Source organism: Acinetobacter sp. SWBY1 (genome assembly GCF_002946595.1).
Classification (GTDB): domain Bacteria; phylum Pseudomonadota; class Gammaproteobacteria; order Pseudomonadales; family Moraxellaceae; genus Acinetobacter; species Acinetobacter towneri.
Genome location: NZ_CP026616.1, coordinates 2,644,111 through 2,663,289 on the forward strand (window position 1 = coordinate 2,644,111; position 19,179 = coordinate 2,663,289).

15 protein-coding genes are annotated in these 19,179 nt (G+C 43.2%); 10 read left to right on the forward strand and 5 right to left on the reverse strand.

Features of this window, described 5'->3' with window-relative positions:
• Positions 1–41 precede the first annotated feature (41 nt).
• Both C3Y93_RS12740 and C3Y93_RS12745 read right to left on the reverse strand, forming a co-directional pair.
• Positions 42–977, reverse strand: coding sequence for a tRNA dihydrouridine synthase (locus C3Y93_RS12740; RefSeq protein ID WP_213064878.1), 936 nt, complete (start codon positions 975–977; stop codon positions 42–44).
• A 316-nt stretch (positions 978–1,293) separates the two neighbouring features.
• Entirely contained in the window at positions 1,294–2,103 is an 810-nt protein-coding gene (locus C3Y93_RS12745; protein ID WP_104853102.1) for a cytochrome C assembly family protein, read from the reverse strand.
• 139 nt (positions 2,104–2,242) lie between these two features.
• On the opposite strand from C3Y93_RS12745, the gene ffh reads away from it, so the two are divergent.
• The gene (gene ffh / locus C3Y93_RS12750) at positions 2,243–3,652 is read left to right on the forward strand and encodes a signal recognition particle protein (RefSeq protein WP_096902093.1); all 1,410 of its coding nucleotides are present in this window, start codon (positions 2,243–2,245) and stop codon (positions 3,650–3,652) included.
• A 138-nt stretch (positions 3,653–3,790) separates the two neighbouring features.
• Here the strand turns inward: ffh and C3Y93_RS12755 are convergent, their stop codons facing one another.
• Both C3Y93_RS12755 and C3Y93_RS12760 read right to left on the reverse strand, forming a co-directional pair.
• Positions 3,791–4,531 carry a type III pantothenate kinase gene (locus C3Y93_RS12755; RefSeq protein WP_004972372.1) on the reverse strand — a complete coding sequence of 247 codons (741 nt, stop codon included), beginning with the start codon at positions 4,529–4,531 and terminating at the stop codon, positions 3,791–3,793.
• Positions 4,528–5,295, reverse strand: coding sequence for a biotin--[acetyl-CoA-carboxylase] ligase (locus tag C3Y93_RS12760; protein ID WP_004972369.1), 768 nt, complete (start codon positions 5,293–5,295; stop codon positions 4,528–4,530). Before C3Y93_RS12760 ends, C3Y93_RS12755 begins: the two co-directional genes overlap by 4 nt.
• A gap of 28 nt (positions 5,296–5,323) precedes the next feature.
• On the opposite strand from C3Y93_RS12760, the gene C3Y93_RS12765 reads away from it, so the two are divergent.
• The 5 genes from C3Y93_RS12765 (at position 5,324) to ligA (ending at position 13,795) form a co-directional block, all read left to right on the forward strand.
• Entirely contained in the window at positions 5,324–6,133 is an 810-nt protein-coding gene (locus C3Y93_RS12765) for a sulfite exporter TauE/SafE family protein (protein ID WP_004972366.1), read from the forward strand.
• Between the two features lie 219 nt (positions 6,134–6,352).
• A complete protein-coding gene (locus C3Y93_RS12770; protein WP_004972365.1) occupies positions 6,353–7,048 on the forward strand; it encodes a GntR family transcriptional regulator in 696 nt (231 codons plus the stop codon).
• Positions 7,049–7,058: 10 nt separating this feature from the next.
• Entirely contained in the window at positions 7,059–10,523 is a 3,465-nt protein-coding gene (smc, locus tag C3Y93_RS12775; RefSeq protein ID WP_104853103.1) for a chromosome segregation protein SMC, read from the forward strand.
• Position 10,524: 1 nt separating this feature from the next.
• Complete coding sequence (locus C3Y93_RS12780) at positions 10,525–11,574, forward strand: cell division protein ZipA C-terminal FtsZ-binding domain-containing protein (protein WP_104853104.1); 1,050 nt, start codon at positions 10,525–10,527, stop codon at positions 11,572–11,574.
• Positions 11,575–11,758: 184 nt separating this feature from the next.
• Complete coding sequence (gene ligA / locus C3Y93_RS12785; protein WP_004972359.1) at positions 11,759–13,795, forward strand: NAD-dependent DNA ligase LigA; 2,037 nt, start codon at positions 11,759–11,761, stop codon at positions 13,793–13,795.
• 86 nt (positions 13,796–13,881) lie between these two features.
• On the opposite strand, the gene C3Y93_RS12790 is transcribed toward ligA, so the two are convergent.
• Positions 13,882–14,943, reverse strand: a complete 1,062-nt coding sequence (locus C3Y93_RS12790; RefSeq protein WP_104853105.1) for an SDR family oxidoreductase — start codon at positions 14,941–14,943, stop codon at positions 13,882–13,884.
• Positions 14,944–15,267: 324 nt separating this feature from the next.
• Here C3Y93_RS12790 and ftn point away from each other — a divergent pair, with 324 nt between their 5' ends.
• The 4 genes from ftn (at position 15,268) to C3Y93_RS12810 (ending at position 19,173) form a co-directional block, all read left to right on the forward strand.
• Complete coding sequence (ftn, locus tag C3Y93_RS12795) at positions 15,268–15,732, forward strand: heteropolymeric bacterioferritin subunit Ftn (RefSeq protein ID WP_104853106.1); 465 nt, start codon at positions 15,268–15,270, stop codon at positions 15,730–15,732.
• Positions 15,733–15,904: 172 nt separating this feature from the next.
• The gene (locus C3Y93_RS12800) at positions 15,905–16,636 is read left to right on the forward strand and encodes an alpha/beta fold hydrolase (RefSeq protein WP_096902085.1); all 732 of its coding nucleotides are present in this window, start codon (positions 15,905–15,907) and stop codon (positions 16,634–16,636) included.
• Positions 16,637–16,735: 99 nt separating this feature from the next.
• Positions 16,736–18,019: an adenosylmethionine--8-amino-7-oxononanoate transaminase gene (gene bioA / locus C3Y93_RS12805; RefSeq protein WP_104853296.1), complete on the forward strand. Its 1,284-nt coding sequence runs from the start codon at positions 16,736–16,738 to the stop codon at positions 18,017–18,019.
• Positions 18,016–19,173: an 8-amino-7-oxononanoate synthase gene (locus C3Y93_RS12810; RefSeq protein ID WP_104853107.1), complete on the forward strand. Its 1,158-nt coding sequence runs from the start codon at positions 18,016–18,018 to the stop codon at positions 19,171–19,173. Before bioA ends, C3Y93_RS12810 begins: the two co-directional genes overlap by 4 nt.
• The last annotated feature ends 6 nt before the right edge of the window (positions 19,174–19,179 follow it).

Here is a 19,179-nt window from a genome sequence, read left to right on the forward strand (position 1 = left end):
TGAAATTTTTAGATGAATCTTGAGCTTGATGGATTCACTGTTTAAGTCGTGTGTGCGACTAATTTTTCAATGATTTCATCCAGTTTTTTCAGACGTTTGATTTCATCCCATAAAGTTTTGGCTTCGGGATAATGTTTCGACATCATGCCAAGCCATTGTTTATAACGTCCCAGCATCCCAATTTCTGTTTTGGCAGGGCCGTGAATAAAGCGAATTTGTAGTTGCAGCAAATCTTGCCAACTCAGCAAAGGCAGGTCTGAATTTTGACGAATACATTGGGTCAAATCTGGGGTGGTGACCGCACCACGACCAATCATCAAATCTTCACAGCCCGATTCTAACTGGCATTGTTTGGCATCGGCATTGTTCCAAATTTCACCATTGGCGATGACGTTAATCTTCAAGGCTTCACGAATAGGACGTAGCTGATCCCAAAATGCGGGAGGCGTATAGCCATCGGCTTTGGTACGTGCATGCACTGTAACCCATGCTGCGCCTGCATCTTCAATGGCGTGCGCATTTTCTAGCATGAAGTTCCGATCCATATAGCCTAGACGCATTTTGGCGGAAACTGGAATGTGAGCAGGAACGGCATCGCGAACCGCTTTAACCAGTTCATATACTACTTCGGGTTCATCGAGTAAAACTGAACCGCCACGATGCCGATTGACTGTTTTGGCAGGGCAGCCAAAGTTCATATCAATTGCAGGTGCACCCATAGCCGCAACTTTGGCTGCATTGGCGGCTAACATTTCAGGATTATTCCCCAAAAACTGAACATGCACAGGCGTACCTGCCGCAGTTTTGCCATTGGTGAGTAGTTCTGGGCAATAGGTGTGGTAGATATGGTCTGGCAAAATGCTGTCTGTGACCCGAATAAACTCTGTTACACACCAGTCAAAACTGCCTACAGACGTGATTACATCACGCATGATGGGGTCGGTTAAGCCTTCCATGGGTGCAAGAATCAGTTTCACAAGATGCTGCCAGTTCAAACAAAAGTGGAGTTATACGTTTTTTTCTGTGGGTTGTCTAGGAAAAGGGTTTTGAATTGAAGTGGTTGTAGCTAAGGTTCTGGTATTTAAGCTGTTTTATTTGACACAGTGATCTGTATCTCAAGTTTTATCTAGTCCATGCAGTTGATGTGCATCCTAGACTAGATCTTTTAATTGAGTTCTTACATCGTTAGAAATCATTTAAATGATTGGCTTAATTTAAACAGCCCATTCCCCCTCGACTATGCTATTAAATAATTGATCATCCTACACTTTGAATGAGCTAAACAAAAACATCTTACTTGCTTAAAATCATTTCCAACACAAATTTAGAACCAATAAAACCGAGCGCCAATAAAAAGAAGCCAATAATGGTAAAACGAATCGCTTTTTGTCCACGCCAACCAAACTTATAACGCCCAAGTAACAACGACCCATAGACAAACCAAGAAATAATACTAAAGGCAGTTTTATGTGCTAAATGTTGTGCAAAGAAATGTTCTACCGTAAAGAAACCAAAACCTAGTGCGACTGTGAGTAAGGCAAAACCTGCAATTAACATATCAAACAGCAAAGATTCCATATCTTGCAAAGACGGCAGCAAATTTACCCAAACCCGACGTTTTTGTTTGTTTTTCAGTTCGCGGTTTTGAAACCACATGAGCACGGCATGAATGGTCGCCATCAACAATACGGCATAAGCAGACAGCGATAAAATAATATGAATATCTAAACCAATCGAGTTTTGGTTAATAAATAAATTATGTTGGCTGAATGAAAAACCTGCAATTAAACCCACTGCTGCTACAGGAATACCAATCAAATTTAGCGCAATTACAGGTCGGTAACTGCTGAACAGCAAGCTCAATAACAACATTAAACCCGCAGTAAATGACATTAGGTTAAATACGTTGTAGTTGACACCCATCGGTGTCCACATATCGTTATACAACACGGCAGCATGCAGCAATAAGCCTAAACTGAGCAGAAAACGAATAAACCAGTGATTTGGCGCACGTTTAGACATTAAATGTGAAAATAAATACCAAAAAGAACTGGTATAAGCGATTAATGCTAAAATCGTATAAACCAAGGGGAGACTGATCATGTCAAACCTTTTTCAGGATGATGAATATTCATTTATATAAATTCGATGCGAACTACAGTATCCTATAACATCTTGTGCATAAATTTTCTATTTTAAAGAAACATTTTTTTGCTAATGGCTATTTTAAGCGGAATTTGCAATGTTTGATACCTTAACAGAACGACTCACGCAGAGTTTAAGAAATGTTACTGGCTCAGGGCAGCTAACCGAAGACAATATTAAAGATACGTTACGTGAAGTACGTATGGCACTTCTTGAAGCCGATGTGGCGTTACCTGTAACTCGTGAATTCATCGCGAAAGTTAAGGAAGAGGCATTGGGTCAGGAAGTGATGACTCAGTTATCGCCTGGTCAGGCGTTCGTCAAAATTGTCTATGACGAACTCACAAAAATGATGGGCGAGGCCAATGAAAGCCTTGACCTTGCTGCCAAGCCACCGGTTGTGGTGTTATTGGCAGGTTTGCAGGGTGCGGGTAAAACCACCACTGCAGCAAAATTGGCACGTTTCTTACAAGAACGTCAAAAGAAAAAAGTAGCGATGGTGTCTGCCGACGTTTACCGTCCTGCGGCAATTAAACAGCTACAAACGGTTGCAGGTGAAGTTGGCGCGATTTTCTTTGACTCGAATGCTAATGAAAACCCTGTCGATATTGCCAACCGTGCCATTGAACAGGCAAAAATTCAGTTTGCTGATGTTTTAATTGTCGATACTGCAGGTCGTTTGCACGTCGATGATGACATGATGGACGAAATCAAGGCATTACATTCAGCGATTAAACCGACTGAAACCTTGTTCGTGGTCGATGCCATGACGGGTCAGGATGCGGCAAATACCGCTAAAGCCTTTAATGATGCCTTGCCATTAACAGGTGTAATCCTTACTAAAACTGATGGTGATGCGCGTGGTGGTGCTGCACTTTCAGTTCGTGCGATTACGGGTAAACCGATTAAATTCTTGGGGATGGGTGAAAAACTCGATGCCCTAGAGCCATTCCACCCAGAACGTGTTGCACAACGTATTTTGGGCATGGGTGACGTGCTGTCTTTAGTCGAAGAAGTTGAACGTAAAATCGACAAAGAAAAAGCCGAAAAAATGGCGAAAAAACTGCAAAAAGGCGGCAGCTTCAACTTTGAAGATATGCTGATGCAGTTTGAACAAATGAATAAAATGGGCGGCATGATGGGCTTCTTAGACAAGTTGCCTGGCATGAGCAACTCAGGTATTCAAGATGCAATTGCACAAGCCAACCCTGAAAAGCAAGTGAAAAAGATGGAAGCGATTATCCAGTCGATGACCATCAAAGAGCGTCGTAACCCAGACCTGATGAATCCAAGCCGTAAAAAACGTATTGCTGCGGGTTGTGGTATGGATGTGTCAGAAGTGAATAAGTTGATCAAGCAACATGCACAAATGGCAAAAATGATGAAAAAATTTGCCAATCCATCGGGCATGGCAAAAATGATGCGTTCACTGGGCGGTTTACAAAAGCAATTTAGTGGCGGCGGTATGGGCCCATTGTTTGGTGGCAACGACCCAACTAAGAAATAATTGTTTTTAAAGCATCTTAGAATCAAAGTGTTAAAAAAGCAGGCGCATAAAAATGCGCCTGCTTTTTTGTTGTTCTTTATTCGTAGATGACAGCTACACCGAAAGATTTATCAGCGTAGATGGAGCAATGTTTGGTTTTTAGTGCACTTCATGGGTTGCATATTGAATATAACGCTGCAAACCTTTGAGCAATAAATCTTGCTCGACTTGCGGTTGATATTGCTGCAAGAATTTGGCAAACAGCGGTGCATCGCCACCCGTTAAAATCAGTTTACGTGGTGACTGTCGAATTACATGCTCAATGGTGCTGAGCAAGCCGAGTAAAATACCATGATGAACAGCATCAATGGTGCTGCGTCCTGGGGTGAGTTCATCAAATGCAGCATCGGGAATTTTAATGCCTTTGGTGTTTTGAATCAGTGCATCACGTTGCAAATATAAGTTCGGTAAAATATAGCCGCCTAAATGCGTCAGTCCATCCGCCAAATCAATAGTCAGCGCCGTACCACAACTAATGACACAATAATTTTCTTGTGGGTCATTTGCCACGGCAAGCACTTGCAGCCAGCGATCTATCCCCAGTTGTTGAATATCATATTCACAATGCAAACCTGCATAATCTGCATGCACTTTGGCATAAATCACAGGCACATTCAGGGTTTTTAAAATCAAGTGAATGCGTTGATTATTCTTCTGATCTTGTACCGATGACACGCCTACTTTATGCACATTCAGACTTTTAAAGTGTTGAATCAAACCCAGCAACAAATCGGCAGGAGATTGCAAATGCAATTCTGCTTCATGTTCGATGATGCGGTCTTGTTCTGTGACCCAATATTTCAGGCGGGTGTTACCAATATCTAGCCATAAATTTTTCATGAAGATGACTCGGCATGATCGATAGGGCGTAAACGTCCCTGATAAAAAACTTCAAGCCCTTGTGCTGTTTCAATTTGCACTGCGCCATCATCCTGAATGCCTAAAAAAGTACCCTGACAAGTACCTTTAAAATGTTCAAATTCAACTTGTTGTTGCATAAATGCGGCATGATGATTGAAGCGAGATGCCAAATTATAGCAATCGTGATTAAACCAGTCGCAGGCTTGTTGAATGGCAAGATAAAGCTCTGCGATCAGGCGCACACGATCAATAGATACCAAACCCAGTTCGGTTAAAGATGTGGTTTTTTGATCAATAACTGCTGAGCTGACAGGTGCAAGATTAAGCCCAACCCCAACAATGACTTGCTGTGCAGAAATTGGCTCAATTAAGATGCCGCCCCATTTGCCTTGCGGGCTGTATAAGTCATTTGGCCATTTTACTTGTAGATTCAGCGCCTGTAGACTCGGCATTTGCAAGATATTTAACGCAATTTCTAAAGCCAAACGCCCATTTACAGGTGTTCGTAAATTTAGCAATGTGCTTAAATAGATGTTCCCTTCGGGTGATACCCATTGCCGTTGACGTTGTCCTCGACCATGCGTTTGTCTGGTACTGCATACCAAGACACTCTGCACACCTTTTTGTGCAATTTCCCGTACATCATCATTGGTGGAAGTGGTAATCGGCTTCAGGATGAGTACTTCTGGAAGCTGTCCTGCTTCTGTGAGTTGTTGTTGCAGTTGTCGGGTTTCTACATCCATACGAATTTACAAATAGTGGAATATATTTATGGAGTTAATCATATATTTATTGATTGGTGCAATTGCTGGATTTGCAGCAGGGCTGTTTGGCGTGGGCGGCGGCTTAATTATTGTGCCAATTTTATATATTGTGTTCACTCAACTCAATTATGACCCATCGGTGTTAATGCACATGGCGGTGGGGACATCATTGGCAACCATTATTGTAACTTCGATCAGCTCAGTTACGGCACACCATAAAAAAGGTGCGGTGATGTGGCCTGTATTTCGTAATCTTGCGCCTGGTTTAATTGTGGGTGCATTTGTTGGTGCAGGTATTGCCGATTTCCTTTCGGGGCAAGGCTTACAATTATTAATTGGCGGTTTTGCACTGTGGGTGGCTTTTAAGATGTTTAGAGGCGCAAATATTGCGGTTGATCCTTCACATCATTTGCCTTCAACTGCAAAGCAAGTCATGGCGGGCGGTGGGATTGGCATTGCCTCTGCAATTTTTGGGATTGGCGGTGGCAGTTTAACAGTGCCGTACTTAAACCGTTACGGCGTGGTCATGCAAAAAGCGGTAGCAACCTCAGCCGCTTGTGGTTTGCCAATTGCGGTGGCGGGCGCATTAGGCTTTATGTGGTTTGGTAAGCAAGCCGAAGTTGCAGTACCCAATACCATTGGTTATATCCACATTTATGCATTTATAGGCATTAGTGTGATGAGCTTTATTACTGCCAAAGTTGGTGCGAAAGTGGCACATTTGTTATCGCCAGCGATGTTGAAAAAATGTTTTGCCTGCTTGCTGACCACCGTTGGCTGTTATTTTGTATATCAGGGTATGCGAGTATTTTTCTAAGTTGAGTCGCTATTTTCTTTGTTTTAAGCCATGTAAAATTGGCTCTAGCGCCATGAAATTGTCGGACAATGTCATGGCGTTGTGATCTGTTTCGCAGTAAAAAGAAAGATGCTTGTATCGGAGCTATGCTTGCAGTCGAAGGATGATCCTGAGATGTCTTAAATGAGAGTAGCTCCGAATTTTCATCACTGCATCTTATAAAAACAAGATAGGAACAGTATGCAACAACAAGAATCAGAAAGTTTATCGGAACAAATTGCCCGACACATCGCAGAACAGATTATTAGCGGTGATTTGGTTGAAGGTGAGCGTATTCAGGAATTGCGCATCGCCAAAGAACTGGACGTGAGTCGTGGTTCGGTACGTGAAGCGCTGTTGTTATTGCAACGTACTCATCTGATTGAAATTTTTCCACGTCGTGGTGCAATTGTGTCGGAAATGTCGGCACAGCAAGTCCGAGCTTTGTTTGACAGCAGCAGTTTGTTATTGGGTTATATTGTGCAGCGTATTGCGGACACGTGGCGAATGCATGAAGCCGAAGCCTTACAACAACTTTTGCTGCAACTGGCAGAGCAATGTCGCTTGGGCAATACTGAAAAGTTTTATGATTTAATTTTTCAATATCTGGCACGGCAGCCTGATATGGTGGGAAATTTATATTTAATGAAGTTCTATCAAGAGTTATTGCCATCGTTAAGACGCAGTTACTTTTTGACCTTAAATACTTCGCGTCGGGAGTTACAAGAATCTTTTGAATTATTTAAACTGGTGAGTGATGCAATTTTAAGCAGAAAATCACAACAAGCCACTTTATTTATGGAAGATTTTTGCCGACACTTGCGCAACTTGGTGTTGGAATCTCTGACCCGTATGAAACAGATCGAGCTTGCATGGGCAAGACGTTCACGCCGTTAATTGGGACATTATGCGTTTAAGCAGTTTAAAACTTTCTGGCTTCAAATCTTTTGCCGACAGTACGACCTTACATTTTAAAGCCAACCGTACCGCTGTGGTGGGGCCGAATGGTTGTGGTAAATCCAATGTGATTGACGCCATTCGTTGGGTGATGGGCGAATCTAGTGCGCGCCAGTTGCGTGGCGGCAGTATGCAGGATGTAATTTTCACAGGAACTGCCAAACGCAAACCTGTAGGTGTAGCCAGTGTTGAACTGCGTTTTGACAATACCTATGGCAAATTGGGCGGTGCTTATAACGCCTATAATGAACTGTCGGTACGTCGGCAGGTCAACCGTGATGGTAAGTCTGAATATTTTTTAAATGGAACCAAGTGTCGTCGTCGTGACATCACCGACATTTTTCTGGGTACAGGTTTAGGCCCACGTTCTTATGCAATTATTGAACAGGGCATGATCAACCGTTTGGTTGATGCTAAACCTGAAGAAATGCGGGTGTTTATTGAAGAAGCGGCAGGTGTATCACGTTATCAGGCGCGTCGTCGTGAAACTATGCTGCATTTGGATCACACCACACAGAACTTGGCGCGTTTGGAAGATATTGCTTCAGAACTAAAATCGCAATTAAAAACCTTAAAACGTCAGTCAGAAACAGCAATTCAATACAAAGCGCTTGAGAGCGAAATTCGCACCATTAAAGTCGAAGTGTTGTCTTTTCAGTGTGAACAAAGTGCACGTTTACAGCAAGAATATACCCTGAGTATGAATGAGTTAGGGGAAAGTTTTAAATTGGTGCGCTCTGAGCTGACCACTTTGGAACATGACTTAACTGCGACCAGTGAGTTGTTTCAGCGTTTGATTCAGCAATCGACACCGCTACAGCAAGAATGGCAACAGGCAGAAAAGAAACTGGCTGAACTGAAAATGACTTTGGAACAAAAACAAAGTTTGTTTCAGCAAAATACCGCGACTTTATCGCAGCTTGAACAGCAAAAAGCACAAACCAAAGAGCGTTTGCAGTTGATTGAATTGCAGCTAGAGAGTTTGGTCGATCAGCAAGAAAACCAACAGGCAAATCTACAGCAGCAAGATCATTTGGCGCAGCAGCAGAGCCAGCAATTTCAGGATTTAAAAGCACAGCAACAAACCCAAGCTGCACAATATGCCCAAGTCAAAGCGCAAGTAGAACAGCAACAACAAAAGCATGTGCACATGCAGGCGCAAAGTGAGCAGTTAGCCAAAAATATCAGCCGTATTGAACAGCAAAAACAAACCCTGACACAGCAGTTTGCACAAATTCAGCCGCAAGATCAGCAAGAGGGAATGCAACAACTGCAAGACGAAAAGACCCGCTTGCAGGCTGAAATGCTAACACTAGAACAGAATATTCAAGACAGCACTCAGCAACTCGCCACGTTGCAGACCAACTATAATGAGCACAAAGCACAGTGTGCGACCTTAAAATCTGAGATTCAGATTTTGCAGTCAGAACAGAAAAACCTCAATCAATTGCTCATTAAGCAAAGTCCAAAAGCCCAAACCGATGTGGTGCAGTTGATGCAAGTATTACAACTTGCAGATGTGGCGAAACCACATGCCAATTTAATTGAAAAGTTCTTGGCTAAATGGTTATCTGCGCAGGTGGTAGAAGCAGATATTGAATTTCAGGACAGCCGCGCACGTCAGCTAAAAATTCATTTGGCTGTAGATTCAAAAACATCAAAAATACAGCTTTCGGGGTGTGAGTCGCTCAGTGACTGGATTGCTTCACCGCAAAGTAGCTTGTGGCAAAGTGTCGCAATTACAGAAAGTTTATCGCAGGCTTTGGCATTGCAAACGCAATTACAAGCAGGGCAGTCCATCCTCAGTTTAGATGGTTATCATGTGGGAGCAGACTGGGTAATCGGGCTGTTTTATGATGAAGCCGCACAGGCAGGGCAAGGGGCATTAAGCCATCGGATTCGCTTGGATGAAATTGAAAAGGCGTTGGCGCTGCAACTGCCACAATATGAGCAAGCAGAACAGCAACTGCCTGAATTGCAGCAACAGGTAAAACAGTTGCAGCAGCAATTGCAGCAACAACAGCAACAGCTCAAACAGCAACAGCAAGCCTTGCAAACGCTAGATGTGCAAATGGCGAAAGCCGAAAGTGCGGCACAGGCTTTTGCAGTACAGCAACAGCAATTACAGTATCAATTGGCACAATTAGATGAGCAGCTTGAAGAAGATGCCATGCAAAAAGATGATCTGGAAATTGATTTACATGCTTTGGCTTTTAAACTTGAGCAAGCCTTACCGCAGTATAAAATCTTGCAATTTCAGGTCGAGCAGCTGAATGAGCAGCTGGATAGTTCACAGCAACAGTTTCAGCAGCAACAACAAGAAGTGGAGCTGTTACGCCGTCAAGCGGTACAAACTCAGCAGCAAATTGAACTGTTAGAAAAAGATGCCACTTTCTTAAAAGCACAATATCAACAAATTGTGGCGCAAATGGAACAAGCCAAAAAGTTTGTCGATCCTGTTCAGTTGGAATTGCCTGACTTGGAAACTCAGTTTTCAGAGCAGCAGCAGCAGACTGAAAAGCTGCAAAAAAATTGGCAGGAATGGCAAGTGGAATTGAACAGTGTGCAGTCCAAACAGCAGCAACTGACCGAGCAACGGCAGCAGCAACAGCAGCAAGATGAACAATTACGTGCCAAACTCGAAGAAAAGCGCTTGGCATGGCAATCGGCAAAGTCGGACTATCAGCATTATTCTGAACAGTTAAAAGATTTAAACAGCGAGATCATCACAGGTTTACAGATTGATGTCACTGCGCATCAACAAAAACTGGCGAAAGCACAGCAACAGTTTGATAAATTGGGTGCGGTCAATTTGGCGGCTTCGGAAGAATATGAAGAAGTATCTGCCCGTTTTGCAGAATTAAGCCATCAAATTGAAGACTTGGAAAATACTGTTTCTCAGTTGCAGGCGGCAATGAAAAGTATTGATCAGGAAACTCGTAAACTGTTTATGAACACTTTTGATCAGGTGAATACCGAATTGCAGGAGCTGTTTCCTAAAGTCTTTAATGGCGGTGAAGCGAGTCTGAGCTTGGAAGATGACTGGCAATCTGGGGTGAAATTGATGGCGCGTCCACCGGGTAAGCGCAACAGTTCTTTGGCCTTACTTTCAGGGGGTGAAAAAGCACTGACAGCTTTGGCTTTGGTTTTTGCAATCTTCCGTTTAAACCCAGCGCCATTTTGCGTACTCGATGAAGTTGATGCACCGTTAGATGATGCTAACGTGGGGCGCTTTTGTAATTTAGTAAAAGAACTTTCTGAACAAGTGCAATTCATTTACATTACACATAATAAACTTGCTATGACGATGGCAACCGACCTCTTAGGTGTTACCATGCCTGAACCGGGAACCTCAAAATTAGTAACCGTAAATTTAGAAGAAGCCGCAGAATACGGCCTAGTCGCGGAGGCATAATATGGAAATCACCACAATCGTTGGAATTGTCATCGCTATTGTGATCATGGCGTTTGGTTTGAAAATGATTCTAAAAAAACCTGTAGATTCAGCGCCATCCTTAGATTCGGAACTGCAATTTAATGCAGAAAGCCAAAAACCGATTATTCCACGCCATGTACGTGACCAATTGCAAAGCGACGCTACGCCACCGCGTGTGGAGCCGACTTTAACGGTAGATGAAGTTACGCAAGATGCGCCTACCAAGTCTGAACCACAGGCTTTAACGGATGATGTCGTGGCTTCTTCAAGCACAGAAACTGACAAAGTTGAACCGAGTTTGCAGGCAAATACAGAAAATTCTGAGCTTGATCCATCCACAACGATATCGAAGTCTGAAGTTGCACAAGACACGCCAAGCCCGACAGCGACAACTTCAGAATATTCATTATCGGATGAAATTCAGCAAGTGATTGTAGAAACTGAACCGAATGCGCAGACTGTCGAGCAAAACAAAGCTTCGACTGAATACAGCCTGAATCAACACATTGAAACTGCTGAAATTTCAGAATTTAATGAAGAAAGCAGCATTTTAGATTCGCATTTGCATGAACAAAAAATCATGGATGAAGAAAGTGCCTTGGCAACCGCTGAATCTTTTATCGCGCTGAATGTCTTCCCTGAACGTCGCATACTTTCGGGCGATAAAGCCTTAAAAGTCTTGATGAAATATGGTTTACGTTTCGGTGAAATGTCATGTTTCCATCGCTATAACGAAGATGGCACTAAATTATTATTTTCAGTTTTACAAATTAATGATGAAGGCGCAGATGGTTTTGATTTAGAAACTTTATCGAGCGAACAAGTTAAAGGTTTAGCGTTCTTCCTCGCTTTGCCGCACAGCGATGTGCAAAATGCCTTTGATACCATGGTCAGCATTTCAGGACTGATTGCACGTGAAATTGATGGAACGGTCTATGACCAAAACCATTTAGAGTTTACTCCACAATTACGTGAACACTGGCGTCATCAGGCGATAGATTATCGTGCTGGTCAGGCAAGTCATGTCTAGAATTGCGATCTCGTACTGGGTATAAGCTACGTCAAGTGTTTGGCAAATGAACTGAGTGCAGTAGGATAAATTGCAACTTTGCAGCCGCATTTTTATAATGTGCGCAGCAATACAAGCTGTAGCATGCGCTACATAGAAAAAATTGAAGGGCGGAACAAGACCGCCCTTTTTTATGGTGGAAAATATGTCTGTAGATTTAACCGTCGTGGCGCAAATGCGTCAATTGATTCAACTGCTTGCCAAGCACAATCATGCCTATTATGTGATGGATCAACCGACAATTGCAGACAGTGAATATGATCAGCTTTTCCATCAACTAAAAGCGTTGGAACAACAGTATCCAGATTTAGTTCAACCCGATACACCGACCAATAAAGTCGGTGGCACACCTTTGGCAAAGTTCACCACGGTTACACATGCTGTGCCAATGTTGTCTTTAGGCAATGTGTTTAATCAGGAAGAATTATTTGCCTTTGCAAGACGTGTCGAAGAGCGTTTGCCCAACCAAAATATTGAATACGATGTCGAACTCAAATTTGATGGTTTGGCGATTTCACTTTGGTATGAACATGGTGTTTTAGTGCGTGGTGTGACCCGTGGTGATGGGGAAACAGGGGAAGACATTACCCACAACGTCAAAACTATCCGCAATTTACCGAAAGTTTTGAGTGCGACAGAAACGGCTATTCCTGAATTTTTGGAAGTGCGTGGTGAAGTGTTGATGCCAAAACTTGGTTTTGAAAAACTCAATGCGGCCAATACAGCCAAAGGTGAAAAAACCTTTGCCAATCCACGCAATGCAGCAGCAGGCAGTTTGCGTCAGTTAGACCCGAATATTGCGGCTTCACGTCCTTTAGCATTCTATGCTTATGGCATTGCGCAATGTGTGCCGCCTCATGGACAAAGCACCATGTCCGACAGTTTGGCATGGTTGGGGCAGTTTGGTTTTGAAATTGGCGAACGTCATTTTGTCTGCAAGAGCATTCAAGATGTTCAGGCGGCCTATGAGCAAATTAACCTTGAGCGTCCGAATTTAAGCGTTGAAATTGATGGCATGGTGGTCAAGGTCAATGACTTGAAACAGCAACAGCAATTGGGCTTTTTAAGTCGTGAGCCGCGCTGGGCGACTGCCTATAAATTCCCTGCAGTTGCCGCTTTAACCACCATTGAAAATATTGATTGGCAAGTGGGGCGCACAGGTACGTTGACGCCTGTGGCACGTTTAAACCCCGTTGCGGTAGGTGGTGTGACGGTATCCAATGTTACTTTGCATAATATTGGTGAAATTCACCGTTTGGATGTGCGTTTAGGCGATACGGTCAGTGTTTACCGTAGTGGTGATGTGATTCCCAAAGTTGAAAAAGTCTGGCCTGAATTTCGCCTTGCCGATGCGCAAGAAGTGCATTTACCTGAACAATGCCCTGTGTGTGATTCGCCTGTGGTGATGCCTGAAGGTGAGGCTTTGGCGCGTTGTTCAGGCGGTTTGTATTGTGCGGCACAGCGTATTGAAGCGATTCGTCATTTTGTGTCACGTAAAGCCATGGATATTGAAGGTTTGGGTGATCGTTGGGTGGAGTCATTACTGCATCTGAACTTGCTACAAAATGTGGCTGATATTTATCATTTACACGAACACCGCGACACTTTGCTCGGCATTGAAAAAATGGGTGAGAAGTCGGTTCAAAACTTGATTGACTCGATTGAAAACAGCAAAAAAACCACGTTGGCTGCGTTTATTTATGCCTTGGGAATTCGTGGTGTGGGCGAAACCACCGCGCGGATGCTTGCCAATACTTTTCAGACTTTAGAGGCTTTGCGTGAAGCTGATTTAGAAGCGTTAAAGAAAACTCCAGATGTGGGAGATATTACGGCAGAATGGATTTTGGACTTTTTCCAAGCGCCGCATAATTTAGAAGTGTTGGATCGTTTATTAGCTGCAGGCATTCATTGGGATGCTCCGATTGCACCGACACGTCAGCCTTTGAATGGTGAAAGTTGGGTGATTACAGGGACGTTGAGCCAAATGGGACGCGATGAAGCGACTCAGTTGTTGCAGGCTTTGGGTGCACGGGTGAGTGGTAGTGTTTCGGGTAAAACCAAATGTGTCGTGGCGGGTGAGAAAGCTGGCTCAAAGCTGGAAAAAGCCGAGAAGTTGGGTGTGCAGGTCATGAATGAAGCTGAGTTTATTCAGCTGATGCAGGAATATGGTGTGCTTGAATAAGCATCATCCTACATTTTATCCACTAATAGGTACAAAGGCACTTCAACGATGAAGTGCCTTGGTTTTTACTGAGAGAAGTCGAAGGTTTAACGTTTCTTCACAATGCCATCATCAATCAATTGCTGAAAGTGCTCTACCAAGCTGGTTTCAATATTGCGGTAGCGCATGTTTAATTCACGCTGACTTTTTTCCGCATGAAAATAAATCGGGTAGCCCATATTCAGTTCCACAAATTTACGGGAAAAACCAAGTAAAGGGCCAAAGGCTTTAAAGGCAAATTTAGGCAACTGATTACGTGGGAACGGATATTTACGGCCAAAATGCAGCGCTAAAATTTTGCCCATTTCCAGCAAGCTGAATGTACCACCACTAATAATATAGCGACCTTGCGCTGCAGGGTTAAAAGCGGCTTGAATGTGGGCATCGGCAACATCTCGTACATCTACAATACCATTCCACATGGCTGGCACACCTGCTAGCGTTAAGCCATTGGCAAATTGCAAGAGAACCTCCACGCTGCCCGATTGCGTGTTTTTGGTTAAGGATGGCCCGAGCACCAAAGCAGGGTTAATACAGACCAAATCCCAGCGTTGCTGTGCTTGTACCATTTCCCAAGCTTTACGTTCTGCTGCTACTTTTGAATAAGGATAAGGCTGATGTTCAGGACTACTGGTCGTATTCCAATGGCTTTCATCAAAGCGATTATTGGCCGTATTTAAAATATCAATCGCATCGCCATAGGTTGCAGCAATACTTGAAGTCACCACTACACGCTTTACCGATGCAGTACGATTAACGCTGTTTAATACATTTTCGGTGCCTATGACGGCAGGTTCAATAATGTCTTTAACTGCATCTTTATAATTGGTGACCACAAAAGGCGAGGCCATGTGCAGCACGATTTCACAACCTTGCATGGCGGCATCAAAAGCACCTTCTTCAAGTAAGTTGGCTTGGAATAATTGTAAGTTGCCTGTGCTTTTTGCCGCGATATCAGTCAGATGTTGAAAACTGTGGGTTTTATTCAGATCACGCACCGTCGCGTGTACGGTATGTCCTTGTTCAAGCAGGTTTTTAATGACCCAACTGGCAATATAGCCTGTTGCGCCTGTGACTAAAATGGGTGCAGATGTATTTAGATTTGTCATTATTTTAAGAAAGTGATGGAACTCGTGACTATCATAAAGCAGCTGGGTTTTAAAATCCGCTTTTTAGGCGTTTTTTACGATACTTGAGCGTCAAAGTATGGTTTCTTTCAATATTTACAAAATGATGCAAAATCATTGTATTGTCATTTTTAAAGCTAAGTTTTGCCAAGCAGTTGTTTTATATATGGGAATTTTTAAGTTATATTGCAAATGCGTATGTTTCTCATTTTAATTTTATAAAAATCATGGGTTTACAATAATTAACTTTTGCAATTTTGCCTGAATGTGTCCATAATGACTGGATTAAGAAAGGGAGTACAGCAAATGCGTGGCAATCCAGAAGTCGTAGACTATTTAAATATGTTGATTGGTGGCGAACTGGCTGCTCGCGATCAATACCTGATTCATTCGCGTATGTATGAAGATTGGGGTTTAAGCAAAATTTTTGAGCGCATTGACCATGAAATGCAGGAAGAAGCGCAGCATGCCGATGCTTTGATTCGTCGTGTATTGTTCCTTGAAGGCACTCCAAATATGCAGCGCGATGACATCGACGTGGGTGAAGATGTGGTGTCTTGCTTAAAAGCCGATTTAAAACTGGAATACGAAGTACGTGAAAAATTGGCGCAAGGCGTAAAATTGTGTGAAGCAAAAGGCGATTATGTCAGCCGTGATATGTTGCGTCAGCAAATGACCGACACAGAAGAAGATCATACGTACTGGTTGGAAAAACAATTACGTTTAATTGAATTGATTGGTTTACAAAACTACATTCAATCGCAAATGTAATCTGATCAAAGCAAATTAAGCCAAAACCCGATTTATGATAAATCGGGTTTTTTTATAGATCGGCTTTTATATTTAGATTCGTTTTGATTGACGTATCTTGGTGCTTTGCAGATGTTGATTGAGCCGATTCAGTATTATACTGAGGTGATTTTCTAACTTGAGAGCAAGCCACGTGCAACAACAGATTTTATTGATTACAGGCTGGGGCGGTGGTACTGCACTCTTAAATCCGTTACAGCAAGCCCTGACTGCACAAGGTTTTCGGGTTGAGCTCATCAATATTTTTAACGCTACTGATGCTCAAGTCATGCAGCAACAGGTTGAATTTGCACGTCAGTTTGATGTAATTATGGGCTGGTCACTGGGTGGGCAATTGGCAACGCTACTGGTCGATGCGATTGCCAGCCAATATGCAGGATATAAAACCTTAATTACCATTGCATCCAATCCGTGTTTTGTTGCACAAGCCGATTGGGATACCGCTATGCCACAAGCCACGTTTGCCCAGTTTAAACAATCTTTTGCACAAGACCCAATTCTGACCCTAAAGCGTTTTGGTTTTATGGTGTGTCAGGGTGTCACTAGTAGTAAAACCGACCTATTACAATTACAAAGTTTGGTTCAGCCACAGCCGCAATCTTTGCTTCAACACGGTTTGGATTTATTGGAAAACTTAAACTTGGTGACTAAGCTTAAAAATTATACAGGTCTGCAGTATCATCTTTTTGCCGAGCAGGATGTTTTAGTTGATTGCAAAGTTGCAGCTAAACTGCAAAATTTAGCTGCAAAGTTTTTAAGCGTAGATGTTTTGCAAGGCTCGCATGGGCTGCCATTGTTCCATGCCGATGAGTTGACTAGCAAAATCTGCCAATATTTACAGAAAAACCCGCCAACAGGTCCATAAGTGACAAATCTCGCAATTTATTTTATCTGTAGACAGGTTTAAGATTTAGCACATCAAGTTTTTTACAAGATCAAGGATGATGGTGGGATGACAGAACAGATGGATTTGGCTTTTGATCGTGAACATCTTTGGCATCCTTACACCTCTATGACTCAGCCCTTAACAACCTTTAAGGTTAAGCGGGCATTTGGCAGCACCATTGAACTTGAAGATGGTCGCCAGTTGATTGACGGCATGTCATCGTGGTGGTGCGCGATTCATGGCTATAACCATCCTGAGCTGAACCGTGCTGTGACTGAGCAACTCGACAGTATGGCGCATATCATGTTTGGTGGATTGACCCATCGTCCTGCTATTGAGTTAGGGCGTTTGTTGCTCGAAATTACCCCACCGAGTTTAGATAAAATTTTTTATGCAGATTCAGGCTCCGTCGCCGTTGAAGTGGCGCTGAAAATGGCTGTGCAATACTGGACTGCACAAGGCAAAACTGAAAAAACCAATTTTATTACCACCCGTTCTGGCTATCATGGCGATACATGGAATGCCATGTCGGTTTGTGATCCTGTTACAGGGATGCATCAGGTTTTTGGCTCAAGTTTGGCGCGTCGTTATTTTGTATCTGCACCACAAACAGGTTTTGACCAAGAGTGGAATCCTGCCGATATTGCAGAATTGGCGCAAAGTTTGGTAGAGCATCATCAGCAGATTGCCGCCATGATTATTGAACCAATTGTGCAAGGTGCAGGCGGCATGCGTTTTTATCATCCTGAATATTTGCGTCAAGCCAAATTGCTTTGTGAGCAATATGACGTGTTGTTAATTTTTGATGAAATTGCCACAGGTTTTGGGCGTACAGGCAAGTTGTTTGCATGGGAACATGCACAGGTCGAACCCGATATTATGTGTATCGGCAAAGGGCTGACAGGCGGTTATATGACCTTGTCTGCCACATTGACCACGAAGCATGTTGCAGAAACGATTTCGCAAGGTGAGGCAGGTGTGTTTATGCATGGCCCGACCTTTATGGCAAATCCACTGGCCTGCGCGGTTGCAGTAAAAAGTACCCAATTATTATTAGAACAAGACTGGCAAGCCAATATTCAACGTATACAACAGCAACTTGAACAGCATTTAACACCATTGGCTAATTTGGCATGGGTGCAGGATGTGCGAGTTTTAGGTGCAATTGGTGTGGTAGAACTTAAACATGCTGTCGATATGCAAAGCCTGCAACAAGAATTTGTGCAACGTGGTATTTGGGTACGTCCTTTTGGTAAATTGGTCTATGTGATGCCGCCGTATGTGATTACAGCAGCAGAACTAAATACTTTATTGCAGCAATTGGCTGAGGTGGTGACAGGTATGCAAGGAGCGAGCGCATGAGTTTACTCGATCACTATGCAGAACAGCTTGATCAGCTTCGCCAACAGGGCAATTTTCGTCAATTTCGCAGCAATCAGCAGCAAGGTAAAACAATTGAAATTCAGCAACAGCAGATGCTGAATTTATCTTCCAATGATTATTTGGGTTTAGCCTCTGATTTGCGCTTACGTGAACAGTTTTTTGATGAAACGCCCAATGCACAGCGTTTAATGAGTGCATCTTCATCACGTTTGCTGACTGGAAATTTCCCTGCCTATGAACAGCTTGAAGCCACATTAACGCAATTATTTCATGGGCGAGCTGCCTTGCTGTTTAATAGCGGCTATCACATGAATATTGGTATTTTACCTGCATTGGCAGATGCGAAAACCCTAATTTTGGCCGATAAACTGGTACATGCCAGCATGATTGATGGCATTCGTTTGTCATCTGCAAAATATTTGCGTTATCGGCATAATGATTTGGCACATTTGCAGCAATTGCTGACGCAATATCATGCCGATGATAATTATGAACGCATTATTGTGGTGACTGAATCCATTTTTAGTATGGATGGTGATGAAACTGATTTAGCCGCATTGGTCGCGCTGAAACAGCAATTTGCCAAAGTCATGTTATATGTCGATGAAGCACATGCGATTGGCGTACGTGGGCAGCAAGGTTTGGGCTGTGCCGAACAGTATGGCGTAATTGATGCCATTGATTTTCTAGTTGGGACGTTTGGCAAAGCCGTTGCTTCAGTTGGGGGATATTTGATCTGTGATCCGATTATCCGCGATTACCTGATTAATCGGATGCGTCCGTTAATTTTTAGTACCGCACAGCCACCTATTTGCATGGCATGGACACACTTTATGCTGAATCAGATTGTGCAGATGCAGACACAGCGTCAGCATTTGGCTACTTTGAGCCAATCTATGCAGCAGGGGATTCAGGCCAAAGGTTTTGTTTGCCCATCAACTTCGCAAATTGTACCTGTGATTATTGGCGACTCTACTGCAACTGTAAGCAAAGCCCGACAGTTACAGACTGCAGGTTTTTATGTGATGCCTGTACGTCCACCGACTGTGCCGCAAGGCAGTTCAAGACTGCGGATTTGTTTAAATACGCAATTTGAAACGGCAGATTTAACACAGTTACTGGATTTGCTTTGAGTGTGC